Raw genomic sequence first — 13,250 nt, 5'->3', positions numbered from 1 at the left:
CAGCTTCTGACTGAAAACCCCATCAATACGGGTCATTACCCCCATATTGATGGCGTCATACAACCACGTGAATTAGCCGTTTTTCTGTGCTTCCAGCTCTTCCCAACGTTCGAAACAGGTTTCCAGCGCGCTTTCCGCCTCCGCCAGAGCACTTAAGACCTGCTGCGTCTCTTCGCGTGGGCGGTTAAAGAAACCTGCGTCATTCATTTGCGTCTGCAGCGACGCAATTTCCTGCTCCAGTTGCTCAAGGCGCTGCGGCAGTTGCTCTAATTCGCGCTGCTGGTTATAACTCAATTTCCCCGCGCTTCGTTTAGCGGACGGTGCGGTGCTCGCTGCAGCCGTTGTCGTGGTGACTGTCGGAGCGGCCGTCGTTCGCAGTGGCGTTGCCGTGGCACGCTGCTGTTGCGCATCGTAATACCCGCCGACGAAGCGAGAAATCTTGCCCTCACCTTCAAAGATCCAGCATTCAGTAACCGAATTATCGACGAACTGACGATCGTGGCTGACCAGCAGAACGGTTCCCTGATAGCTTTCAATTAACTCTTCCAGCAACTCCAGCGTTTCCACGTCCAGATCGTTGGTCGGTTCATCAAGAATCAGCAGGTTACTAGGTTTGAGGAACAAACGCGCCAGCAGTAGGCGGTTACGCTCCCCACCCGACAGCGCTTTTACTGGCGTCATAGCGCGTTTCGGATGGAACAGGAAGTCTTGCAAATAGCCCAGCACATGACGTGAGCGGCCGTTGACCATCACTTCCTGTTTGCCTTCTGCCAGATTGTCCATCACCGTACGTTCTGGATCGAGTTCAGCGCGGTGCTGATCGAAATAGGCAACTTCCAGCTTCGTGCCACAGTGCACTCGACCGCTGACCGGTTCTAACCCACCCAACATCAATTTTAGCAGTGTGGTTTTACCGCAGCCATTCGGCCCCACCAATGCAATCTTGTCGCCGCGCTGCACCTGAGCGGAGAAATTGCGCGTTAGCACTTTCTTTTCACCCACAGAACCCTGATCAACATGATAGTTCACGTCTTCCAGCTCAAACACAATCTTGCCGGAGCGGGCGGCTTCTTCAACCTGCATTTTCGCCGAGCCCATCACTTCACGGCGCTCCGCACGTTCCTGACGCATGGCCTTCAGCGCCCGAACACGGCCTTCGTTACGGGTGCGACGGGCCTTGATGCCCTGACGGATCCACACTTCTTCCTGAGCCAGTTTGCGATCGAATTCCGCATTTTGCAGATCTTCCACCCGCAGCGCTTCTTCTTTCCCTTCCAGATACTTATCGTAGTTACCCGGCCAGGAAACCAGCTTGCCGCGGTCAAGATCGACAATGCGGGTTGCCATATTGCGAATAAACGAACGGTCATGGGAGATAAAGATGATGCTGCCCTGGAACGTTTTCAGGAAGGTTTCCAGCCAGTCAATCGTTTCAATATCCAGATGGTTGGTCGGTTCATCCAGCAACAGCACACGCGGTGAACTCACCAGCGCCCTGCCGAGTGCAGCTTTACGCAGCCAGCCACCGGAAAGTGAAGCCAGCGGTGCATCGGCTGCAAGCCCAAGCTGTTCCAGCACTTCGTGAATGCGGCTTTCCAGTTGCCACAAACCCTGATGTTCCAGAACGTCCTGCAACTTAGCCAGCTGATTCAGGTTTCTTTCGCTCGGGTCGCTTTCTACCAAACGCAGCATAGCGTGATAGTTTTTCAGGTGATCCGCCTGTGCAGCGACCCCTTCAGCAACAAAATCAAAGACACTACCAGCAACATCACGCGGGGGATCCTGTTGCAGGCGTGCGACAATCAGATCCTGTTCATAGGTGATACGACCGTCATCCAGCGGGATTTCTTTGGCCAAAATTTTCAACAGGGTCGATTTGCCCGCACCATTACGGCCAACCAGACACACGCGTTCATTTTCTTCGATATGGAGTTCGGTGTTATCCAACAGCGGCGCATCGCTGAACGACAGCCACGCACCTGAAACACTGATTAAAGACATCGGTTACTTTTCCTCACCGGCATGCGTCAGCAGCCAGCAGTTATGAATTTGACGATTACGAGCAAAATCCTGCGATTGGGTCTGCGCGGTAATTTCTTTGGCGTTCAGCCCCAGCACGGTCAGGCCAGCAATATCCATCTGGAAGCCGCGTTTATTATTCGAGAACATGATGGTGCCGCCACGGCGTAACAGGCGTTTGAGATCTTTCATCAGCGCCAGATGATCGCGCTGGACATCAAACGACTCTTCCATCCGTTTTGAGTTGGAGAAGGTCGGCGGGTCAATGAAGATCACATCGAACTGTTCATTGGCGTTATGTAACCATGACAGGCAATCCGCCTGAATCAGGCGATGCTGACGCCCGGTCAGGCCATTCACCCGCAGGTTTTTCTCGGCCCATTCCAGATAGGTGCGTGACATATCGACGGTGGTCGTTGAACGTGCGCCGCCTAATCCAGCGTGCACACTCGCTGTGCCGGTGTAGGCAAACAGGTTGAGAAAATCTTTGCCACGGCTCATCTCACCCAGCATTTTACGAGCGATACGGTGGTCGAGGAATAGACCGGTATCGAGGTAGTCGGTCAGGTTGACCCACAGCTTGGCACCAAATTCTTCCATCAGGAGGAAGTCACCTTTCTGCGCCAGTTTCTCATACTGATTTTTACCTTTCTGACGTTCGCGCGTTTTCAGCACCAGACGGTTCGACGGTAATTCCAGTACGCTCAGCGTCGCGTTGATCACATCAAACAGGCGCTGACGAGCCTTTTGCGCATCAATGGTTTTTGGCGGCGCATACTCTTGTACGACAACCCAACTGCCGTAGCGGTCAACCGCCACATTATATTCAGGCAGATCGGCATCATAGATGCGATAGCACTCAATCCCCTGCTGCTTCGCCCATTTCTCCAGCTTGCGCAGGTTCTTGCGTAGACGGTTGGCAAAGTCTTCTGCGATTTGCCCCGCAGATCCACCCGGTGTTTCCGCCAGTTGATAGTTTTTCTGTACGCAGTCCAGCGGGCCATTTTTCGCCTTGAATTGGCGCTCGGCACGCAATTGCAGACAGCTCAGCAGCTCCGGCGATGCGCTGAACAGAGAGAGTTGCCAGCCACCAAAGTCGCTTTTCATCTTGCGACCCAGCATATTATGCAGAGCGATCAACGCGGGCTCACTTTCCAGACGCTCACCGTAAGGCGGGTTGCTGACAACCGTACCTTTCGGGCCTTCCGGCAGTGGATTTTTTAGCTGTGCGGCATCCCTCACGTCGAAAGAAATCAGTTCGGCAACGCCTGCGCGACGCGCATTAGCTTTGGCGATCTCGATCACTCGACGATCGTTATCCGATCCGAAGAAGCGCGACGTTGTCGCCTGCAAACCCTGACGAGCACGCACCTGAGCTTCTGCGGTCACCTCCCGCCACAGTTCAGCATCGTGCTTTAACCAGGCGTTAAATCCCCAGTGCGTACGATGCAAGCCGGGCGCGCGATCGGACGCGATCATCGCCGCTTCGATCAGCAACGTACCGGAACCACACATCGGATCGACCAGTGGCGTGCCGCTCTGCCAGCCGGAGCGCAACACAATCGCCGCAGCCAGATTCTCTTTTAGCGGTGCCAGACCAGCCAGATCGCGGTAACCACGTTGATGTAAGCCATCACCACTTAAATCCAGTGAAACGCTGGCCATATCACGCTGTAAAAAGACGTTAACGCGAATATCCGGCTGCTGTTTCGCAACATCTGGACGCTGCCCGGTTTTGCGCGTGAAGCTATCCACAATCGCATCTTTGACTTTTAACGCGCCGTACTGGCTGTTGCGGATATCTTCATTGGTACCGGTAAAATGCACGGCAAAGGTTTTATCGATGCTGAAGATCGTTGACCAGTCAATTGCTTGCACGCCCAGATACAAATCCAGATCGCTGTGTACCTTGAATTCATTCAGCGGCAGCAGAATGCGCGATGCCAGACGGCTCCACAGCAGGCTCTGGTACAGCAGGCGATTGTCACCCTCAAAATGGACACCGCCCTGCACAACCGCACAGGACTGCGCACCCAATGATTCGAGTTCGCTTTTTAATAACTCTTCCAATCCCCGCGCCGTACTGGCAAACAAAGCATTCATGTCGTCACTATCACCAAAAAATAGATTCATAAAAGAAATTGAGGCGCATTATAGCTAATCCGAGACGCTTGTCATAAAGTTGCCGTTTTACTTTGGCAAGGAACAGGTCAGTGATTGGCGTAACGCGGCTTTATATTCATCCGGTAAAATCGATGCGGGGACTGCAACTGTCCCACGCAATGGCGTCTGTCAGCGGTTTGGCGAACGATCGTGCCTTCATGATTACCGAGCCTGATGGCACATTTATTACTGCCCGCCAGTATCCGCAGATGGTGTTATTTACCCCCGCCTTGTTACCCGATGGATTGTTTATTGCCGCGCCGGATGGTCAAACGGCCACTATTCGTTTTGCCGACTTCACCGAATCACCTCAGCCAACAGAAGTCTGGGGAACGCACTTCACTGCACTCGTCGCCCCCGATGCTATCAATGTTTGGTTAAGCCACTATTTTCAGCGCACCGTCCAGCTTCGTTGGGTGGGCAATGAGCCATCGCGTCGAGTGAAGCATTATCCAGACGTTCCTCTGGCGTTTGCCGACGGCTATCCGTTTCTGTTAATTAATGATGCCTCATTTCAGGCGCTACGCCAGCGCTGTTCCGCCGGCATTAAAATCGAACAATTTCGCCCCAATCTAGTAGTGACGGGCGCGGAAGCCTTTGCCGAAGACAGTTGGAAGACCATTCGGATTGGCGAGGTTATTTTTGACGTCGTCAAACCCTGTAGCCGCTGCATTTTCACCACCGTCAGCATCGAACGTGGCCGTAAGCACCCGTCAGGAGAACCGCTGGCAACACTGCAATCGTTCCGTACTGCCGAGAACGGCGACGTTGATTTTGGGCAAAATCTGGTCGCCAGAAATACGGGCATCATTCGCGTAGGCGACACATTGGAAGTGTTAGCAACCAAACCGCCGCGTCCTTATGGTTCTGGTCAGGTGGTCGAAAGCCTTGTCGTTCCCGAAAAAAGCGAACAGGTCGTCACCATCCACTATCAGGGAAAATCGTTACAAGGGAATAATCAGCAGATTTTACTGGAGCAGTTGGAGCAACAGGGTATTCGAATCCCCTATTCTTGTCGGGCAGGGCTGTGCGGTTGCTGTAAATTGACGTTAGTCAGCGGAGAAGTTTCCGCGCTGAAGCAGAGTGCCATCAGGGAAAACGGCGAAATTCTTAGCTGTAGCTGTATTCCGCAGAGTGACCTTCATTTGCAATAAGAAAGCATCTGCAATAGTCGAAGAAAAGCCAGTACGTATGCAGCTTGCGGTATGACAAAGTGGTTTAGACGACCTTGGCATACTCAAATGCCGACGTGCCTTCACCCAACGCGGTTTCCCACTCAGCTCTATTCTGAACGACGGCAGGCATTAGCCTGTCGTGCATGATTTTTATGGCGTCGCCCAGCCCCATGGTCTTTCCACTTAATGACAGCTGTTCTTGCGCCAGCAGACAGAGACAGGCTTTATCCCCTGCTTCCGCCACCAGGAAACAGGCCGTTTCATGAGTTTCAGTGAGCTGTACCTGTACAACATCACCCGCCTGCGGCGAATACGTTACGGCATCCGGCTGTTGGATGAAGTGCCAGCTTTTTGGCATAAGCGGTTTTAAGAATCGGCTTGCGACCAGTGCATTCAAAACCAATTCGCCTTGAAGGTCACGGTGCAGTGCCGCTTTCTGACATTTGTCGTTATAGGTAAAAAATAGCGCAGCATCGTCAACACAGAATGCACATTCATTAAATGCATCCGGCGTTAGCATTTTAGATGGAAAACGAGAACGGAATAACATGCCGTTAGCCAAATCCAACATCAGGCGATCGTGTTCGGTATCAAAATACCAGCGCCAGTTATCGTCAGGTTTTAACTTCATATTATTTACCCTTCGCCTTCACAGTAGAAATATCAGAAATGGCTGATTGTGTTTTCTCACATTGCAATAACAGTTCATCGTCATAAACGTTGCGGTAAGAAGATCAGACATCGGTTGATAGATTATTTACGTAAACGGATAAAATATAGACTAGCTGGGGGGATAAATAAACCCCCAGCTAAAAATGAAAGGCATTTCGGATTAAATATGTGTAACGATATCTTTAATCAGGCGAGGACCATGGAAAATAAAGCCTGAATATATCTGTACCAGCGACGCGCCAGCCGCCATTTTTTCACGTGCGGCGACCAGAGAATCAATTCCGCCAACGCCAATAATTGGCAAACGTCCCGCTAATTCCTGTGACAAACGGCGGATAATTTCCGTGCTGCTTGTCTGCAATGGACGTCCACTTAATCCTCCGGTTTGCCCGCAGTGGTTTAATCCCTGAATCAGTTTTCTGTCGAGCGTCGTATTGGTGGCAATCACCCCGTCGATGTTATGGCGAACCAGACTGTCGGCAATTTGGATCAATTCTTCTTCAGAAAGATCCGGCGCGATCTTTACCGCCACGGGAACATATTTCTGATGCTTATCTTTTAATTCCGTCTGCTTGTTCTTTATCGCCAGTAAAAGATCGTCCAGCGCTTCACCATATTGCAGGCTGCGTAATCCCGGCGTATTGGGTGACGAAATGTTGATCGCGATATAGCCTGCGTGAGGATAAACCTTATCCATGCAGATCAAATAGTCGTCTTTACCTTGCTCAACCGGCGTATCTTTATTCTTGCCGATGTTGATCCCTAATACACCGCCAAAACGTGTTTTCTTTACATTCTCGACCAGATAATCCACGCCTTTATTATTGAAACCCATCCGGTTGATCAATCCTTCCGCTTCCACTACGCGGAATAATCTCGGTTTGTCATTACCGGATTGTGGACGCGGCGTCACCGTCCCCACTTCAATAAAACCAAATCCCATTGCGCCTAACGCATCGATACATTCGCCGTCTTTATCTAATCCCGCCGCTAGACCGAGTGGGTTTTTAAAAGATAACCCCATGCAGGTAACCGGTTTAGTAGGAACAGATTGGCGGACGAGAAATTCAAAAGGCGTGTTGGTAATACGGCGTAATTGTTGGAAGGTCAGCTCATGTGCACGCTCTGGATCGAGCTGAAACAGGGCTTTTTTGATAACGGGATAGAACATATTGTCTCCTGAGATCCCTATCGCAAAGGTATCTTGCCTACGCTGGAAGTAAGCAATAGTGGATTACGGTTTAACTCACGGTCGGTGATGGTAGTGCCATCTCTGCGGAAAGTAAAACGTTTGCGGAAGTAAGAAATTAGTGCGAGGGAGAATGTCACACGCGGCAGGCTACCGCGTGTGACCGAAGAATTAGCGTGGCAGGATTAGTCTTGTAGTGCCTTGCTGATTTTCTCGAACAGATCGCCGGACAGATTTTCCAACGTCTTCAACTGCTCCAGCGCCTGACGCATTTGCGCCTGACGTTTAGCATCATAGCGTTTCAGACGGATCAACGGTTCGATCACCCGTGCCGCGACCTGCGGATTACGGGTATTCAAGTCGCTCAGAATTTCCGTCAGGAAGCGATAGCCGCTACCGTCTTCGGCATGGAAAGCCGAGGGATTCGAGGCCGCAAATGCCCCTACCAGCGAACGCAGACGGTTAGGGTTGTTCAGGCTGAATGAACGGTGTTGCAGCAGTTCACGCACGCGGGTCAGCACATCGGCCGCCGGGCTGGTGGCTTGCAGCACAAACCATTTATCCATGACCAAGCCATCCTGATGCCAGCGGTTATCAAACTGCGTCAGCAGCTCATCACGCACGGGCAGTTGAGCCTCAACCGCCGCCGACAGCGCCGCTAGCGAATCCGTCATGTTATCCGCCTGACGGAACTGCGCCTGCACCAATTTATCCGCCTGATCCGCATCGCTGAATGCCAGATAATGCAGGCAGACGTTGCGTAGCGCGCGTTTGCCCATATCCGCATGTTCGATACGATACTGCGGCGCGTGATTCGCGTGGTATACCGCCAGCCACTCATCCGTCATCTCTTTTGCCATCGTACGCGTCATGCTTTCACGTACAGCAGCAATAGCCGTAGGATCGATGATGTCAAATAGCTCGGCAATCTCGTTTTCGCTCGGCAATGTCAGAATCTGAGAAGCCAGCATCGGATCCAGTTTTTCATCCAGCAACACGCCACGGAAAGCATCGACAACATGCATCGGTACAGAAAGCGGTTGTTTCTGCTGATAGCGAGAAACGTTCAGACGGATATAGTTAGCCAGCAGGCTCTGTGCCGCATCCCAACGTGAGAAGGCATTGCTTGCGTGGCGCATCAGGAACGTCAGTTGTTCATCGCTCCAGGCATAGTTCAGTTTTACCGGCGCAGAGAACTCACGTAATAAAGAAGGAATCGGGCGGCAAGGTACCTGATCGAAAATGAACGTCTGTTCAGATTCGGTCACATTAAGCACCGACGCCAGCAGTTGGCCGTCTTTCTGTAGCGGGATGACCTGCCCTTGTGGGTCGTACAGTTCGATATCCAACGGAATATGCAGCGGCAGCTTTGGCTGTTTGTCGGCACCGATCGGCGTCTTTTGGCTCACGCTCAGCAGATATTGTTGCGTCTGCGGATCGTAATCATCACGCACGGTCAGAACTGGCGTGCCTGACTGGCTATACCAGCGGCGGAACTGTGTGAGATCGACACCGGAGGCATCTTCCATCGCCAGCACGAAATCATCACAGGTCGCCGCGCTGCCATCGTGACGCTCAAAATACAGACGAATACCGGCTTGGAATTTTTCCTCACCTAATAAGGTGTGCATCATGCGGATCACTTCCGATCCCTTTTCATAGACCGTCAGCGTGTAGAAGTTATTCATCTCGATCACCTGATCGGGACGAATCGGATGCGACATCGGGCTGGCATCTTCGGCAAACTGCGCACCGCGCATCACACGCACGTTATCAATACGGTTCACCGGACGCGATCCCAGATCGGAGCTGAACTCCTGATCGCGGAACACCGTCAGCCCTTCTTTCAGACTAAGCTGGAACCAGTCGCGGCAGGTGACGCGGTTACCGGTCCAGTTGTGGAAATATTCATGGCCGATCACCGCTTCAATATTCAGATAGTCTTTATCCGTCGCGGTTTCTGCCTTGGCCAGCACGTATTTTGAGTTGAATACGTTCAGCCCTTTGTTTTCCATCGCCCCCATGTTGAAGAAATCAACGGCGACGATCATATAGATGTCGAGATCGTATTCCAGACCGAAACGCTCTTCGTCCCACTTCATCGAATTCTTCAGCGAGGTCATCGCCCAGCCAGCCCGATCGAGGTTGCCACGGTCAACGTACAGCTCCAACGCCACATCGCGACCAGAACGTGTCGTAAAGCGATCCTGAAGCACATCAAAATCGCCGGCAACCAGCGCAAACAGATAAGCCGGTTTCGGGAACGGATCCTGCCATTCAATCCAGTGGCGACCGCCTTCCAGCTCTCCTTGTGCAATACGATTACCGTTAGAGAGTAAATAAGGATAGCGAGCTTTATCCGCCGTGATGCGCGTCGTGAATTTCGCCAGCACATCCGGTCGGTCGAGATAATAAGTAATGTGGCGGAATCCTTCGGCCTCACACTGCGTACACAGTGCTTCGCCTGATTGATATAGCCCTTCCAGCGCGCTATTGGCGGCAGGATTGATTTCCGTTTCGATGCTGAGCGTAAAACGTGCGGGTAATTGCGTCAGAATCAGGCCATCGTCCTGCTGCTGATAATGTGTCCACGGCTGACCATCAACGCTCAGGCTAACCAGCTTCAGCCCTTCTCCATTCAGCTTCAACGGCGCGCCAGCGTCCCCCTGCAACACCACCTGACTAACGGCTTTTACGTGAGTTTTTTCAGCATGAAGATCGAAATCCAGTGCAATGTCGGTAATGGTGTAATCCGGCGCACGGTAGTCATGGCGATATTTTATTTGCGGCTGTTGATTCATATAAAGTTTCCACCTCGTCATAAGCATCAAAGATCAAGTCTAAGCCTGTTATCTTAATGTTACCACGACAAAATAATGAGGATAATCATCGTACCGTGGTTCATTCCCGCACGTCTCGCTATGTTGTCGTAATGTAATAAACAGATAATCAAGGTATACTGACCGGACATTGCTAATTGTCCCGATGGTGGATAGGCATCTTACAAGGATGCTGTAACGCATTATGACTTTGCACACTTCCCCGATTCTGCACTCATTGCTGGATACCGACGCCTACAAGCTGCACATGCAACAGGCGGTGTATCATCACTATTATGATGTCGACGTTGCGGCTGAATTTCGCTGTCGCGGTGATGAGTTATTAGGCGTTTACGCTGATGAGATAGCCCATCAGGTCGATCTGATGCGTTTCTTGTCATTGAGTGACGATGAGTTTACCTATCTTTCTTCTCTGCCGTTCTTTAAACAGGACTATCTCCACTGGCTGCGGGACTTCCGTTTCAATCCGCAGCAGGTGTCGATCAAAAATCATGCTGGCAAACTGGATATCCGTATCACTGGGCCGTGGCGTGAAGTGATTTTGTGGGAAGTTCCCTTGCTGGCCGTGATCAGTGAAGTCGTGCATCGCGATCGTTCGCCCGACGTCACGACTGAGCAGGCGCTCGCCCAACTGTCTGCCTCACTGGAGAGCTTCCGCCAGAACAGCGCGGATGTGGATCTCAGCCAATTCAAGCTAATGGATTTCGGCACGCGCCGACGTTTCTCTCGTGATGTCCAGCAGACTATTGTTACGACGCTGCAAGCCGATTTCCCTTATCTTATCGGCACCAGCAATTACGATCTGGCGCGCCGTTTGGATATCACGCCTGTCGGTACGCAGGCGCACGAGTGGTTTCAGGCCCATCAACAGATTAGTCCAACGTTGGCAAACAGCCAGCGCGCCGCGCTACAAATGTGGTTGCGTGAATATCCCACACATTTGGGCATTGCGTTGACCGATTGCATCACTATGGATGCCTTCCTGCGCGATTTCGATTTGTCGTTCGCCGAAGCCTATCAAGGGCTGCGTCACGACTCTGGCGATCCGGTCGATTGGGGAGAGAAAGCCATTGCACATTATCAGCGCCTGAACATCGATCCGATGAGCAAAACGCTGGTCTTCTCCGATAATCTGAATCTGGATAAAGCGCTGACGCTGTATCGTCACTTCTGGCAACGCGTGAATCTGGTATTTGGCATGGGCACCCGCCTGACGTGTGACATCCCCGGCGTGAAGCCGTTGAATATCGTCATCAAACTGGTGGAATGCAATGGCAAGCCAGTGGCAAAGCTCTCCGATAGTCCAGGTAAAACCATCTGTCAGGATCAGAACTTCGTGTGTGAGTTGCGCAAAGCGTTTGACTTACCCCGCGTGAAAAAAGCCAGTTGAGGCTTTCCCCTATAGATGTTGACCAACTTTGCAGCAGATTCACCCACATGAGCGAAAACTTCGCGCCATTCCGGTGATTTCTGCTTGTGTCCTGTTGCATCGCAAGTAACATAGCAAATGGCTCGGATTGGGCCATTTGACGTTTTAACCACGATATATTTCTTAAACACGATTAATTAAAGAGAGAATTTTATGAGCGTAGTGCCTGTAGTCGATGTACTGCAAGGCCGTGTCGCCGTTGACAGCGAAGTCACCGTGCGCGGCTGGGTACGTACCCGGAGAGATTCTAAAGCCGGTATCTCCTTTATCGCCGTTTATGACGGCTCCTGCTTTAATCCATTACAGGCTGTCGTTAATAATAATCTCTCCAATTATCAGGATGACGTGCTGCGCCTGACTACCGGTTGTTCCGTAGAAATCACCGGTAATGTCGTCGCGTCTCCGGGTGAAGGTCAGAGCTTCGAGCTACAAGCCACCAACGTCAACGTTGTCGGCTGGGTTGACGATCCCGATACCTACCCGATGGCGGCGAAGCGTCACAGCATCGAATATCTACGTGAAGTTGCGCACTTACGTCCACGTACCAATCTGATCGGCGCCGTGGCACGTGTTCGCCATACGCTGGCACAGGCGATTCACCGCTTCTTCCATGAGAATGGTTACTTCTGGGTATCTACCCCGCTGATTACCGCATCCGATACCGAAGGCGCGGGTGAAATGTTCCGCGTTTCTACTCTCGATCTGGAAAACCTGCCGCGTACCGAACAAGGTAAAGTGGATTTCAGCGAAGATTTCTTCGGTAAAGAAGCATTCCTGACTGTATCCGGCCAGTTGAATGGCGAAACCTACGCCTGTGCGCTGTCTAACGTCTATACCTTTGGCCCAACCTTCCGCGCGGAAAACTCCAACACCAGCCGCCATCTGGCCGAGTTTTGGATGATCGAACCGGAAGTCGCTTTCGCCACGTTGGATGACGTTGCCGGTCTGGCTGAAAACCTGCTGAAATATGTTTTCCAGGCTGTACTGAACGAGCGTGCCGATGATATGGCGTTCTTTGCTGAGCGTGTCGACAAAGAAGCCATCACTCGACTGGAAAAATTTGTCAGCTCTGATTTCGCACAGGTGGACTACACTGATGCCGTCGAGATCCTGCTGAACTGCGGGAAGCAGTTCGAGAACCCAGTTTACTGGGGCGTTGACCTCTCCTCCGAACATGAGCGTTATTTGGCGGAGCAGCACTTCAAAGCACCGGTTGTCGTTAAAAACTACCCGAAAGACATCAAAGCCTTCTACATGCGTATGAATGAAGACGGTAAGACCGTTGCTGCGATGGATGTTCTGGCACCAGGAATCGGTGAAATCATCGGTGGCTCTCAGCGTGAAGAGCGTCTGGCTCAACTGGATAGCCGTCTGGAAGAGATGGGACTGAATAAAGAAGACTACTGGTGGTATCGTGATTTGCGTCGCTACGGCACCATTCCCCATTCCGGTTTTGGTTTAGGTTTTGAACGATTGATTGCTTATGTTACCGGTGTACAAAATGTGCGCGATGTCATTCCTTTCCCACGCACACCACGGAACGCCAGTTTCTAAATAAAAATTTAATATAAGTAAAACAAATATGTAGAAAAGAAGAGTCGGGTTTCCCGGCTCTTTTTTTTTAATTTTTGTTATGCCTCACAAAGTTCCCTGATTTTTACATTTAGATACACATTATTTCCATTTGTTACTCGATTACGAACTTTGTAGCATCTTTAGGGTGGATTAACTGGCGAGTGAATGGAAAACTGCGTTCAGACACA

8 protein-coding genes are annotated in these 13,250 nt (G+C 51.4%); 3 read left to right on the top strand and 5 right to left on the bottom strand.

Annotation, left to right across the window (positions count from 1 at the left end; genetic code table 11):
* Window positions 1–72: 72 nt before the first annotated feature.
* Window positions 73–2,001, bottom strand: a complete 1,929-nt coding sequence (locus tag BUB06_RS00515; protein ID WP_039472771.1) for an ABC transporter ATP-binding protein — start codon at window positions 1,999–2,001, stop codon at window positions 73–75.
* Window positions 2,002–2,004: 3 nt separating this feature from the next.
* Window positions 2,005–4,122 (bottom strand): bifunctional 23S rRNA (guanine(2069)-N(7))-methyltransferase RlmK/23S rRNA (guanine(2445)-N(2))-methyltransferase RlmL, encoded by a 2,118-nt coding sequence (rlmKL, locus tag BUB06_RS00510; RefSeq protein WP_039473339.1) that lies wholly within the window; start codon window positions 4,120–4,122, stop codon window positions 2,005–2,007.
* Window positions 4,123–4,232: 110 nt separating this feature from the next.
* Between rlmKL and BUB06_RS00505 the strand changes: the two genes are divergently transcribed.
* Window positions 4,233–5,336 (top strand): YcbX family protein, encoded by a 1,104-nt coding sequence (locus tag BUB06_RS00505; protein ID WP_039472768.1) that lies wholly within the window; start codon window positions 4,233–4,235, stop codon window positions 5,334–5,336.
* Window positions 5,337–5,400: 64 nt separating this feature from the next.
* Here the strand turns inward: BUB06_RS00505 and BUB06_RS00500 are convergent, their stop codons facing one another.
* The 3 genes from BUB06_RS00500 to pepN form a co-directional block, all read right to left on the bottom strand.
* On the bottom strand, window positions 5,401–5,988 hold the full coding sequence (locus BUB06_RS00500; protein WP_010308830.1) for a cell division protein ZapC: 588 nt from the start codon (window positions 5,986–5,988) through the stop codon (window positions 5,401–5,403).
* A gap of 201 nt (window positions 5,989–6,189) precedes the next feature.
* A complete protein-coding gene (pyrD, locus tag BUB06_RS00495) occupies window positions 6,190–7,200 on the bottom strand; it encodes a quinone-dependent dihydroorotate dehydrogenase (protein ID WP_010277017.1) in 1,011 nt (336 codons plus the stop codon).
* 203 nt (window positions 7,201–7,403) lie between these two features.
* Window positions 7,404–10,019 carry an aminopeptidase N gene (gene pepN, locus BUB06_RS00490; protein WP_039472764.1) on the bottom strand — a complete coding sequence of 872 codons (2,616 nt, stop codon included), beginning with the start codon at window positions 10,017–10,019 and terminating at the stop codon, window positions 7,404–7,406.
* A 223-nt stretch (window positions 10,020–10,242) separates the two neighbouring features.
* Between pepN and pncB the strand changes: the two genes are divergently transcribed.
* Both pncB and asnS read left to right on the top strand, forming a co-directional pair.
* Window positions 10,243–11,448, top strand: coding sequence for a nicotinate phosphoribosyltransferase (gene pncB / locus BUB06_RS00485; protein WP_039472760.1), 1,206 nt, complete (start codon window positions 10,243–10,245; stop codon window positions 11,446–11,448).
* A gap of 192 nt (window positions 11,449–11,640) precedes the next feature.
* Window positions 11,641–13,041: an asparagine--tRNA ligase gene (asnS, locus tag BUB06_RS00480; RefSeq protein WP_010307810.1), complete on the top strand. Its 1,401-nt coding sequence runs from the start codon at window positions 11,641–11,643 to the stop codon at window positions 13,039–13,041.
* Window positions 13,042–13,250 lie beyond the last annotated feature (209 nt).

Origin of the sequence: Pectobacterium carotovorum, assembly GCF_900129615.1 — a bacterium.
Classification (GTDB): Bacteria; Pseudomonadota; Gammaproteobacteria; order Enterobacterales; family Enterobacteriaceae; genus Pectobacterium; species Pectobacterium carotovorum.
The sequence above is the reverse complement of the archived record's forward strand: the minus strand, read 5'-3'. Positions and strand labels throughout refer to the sequence as shown.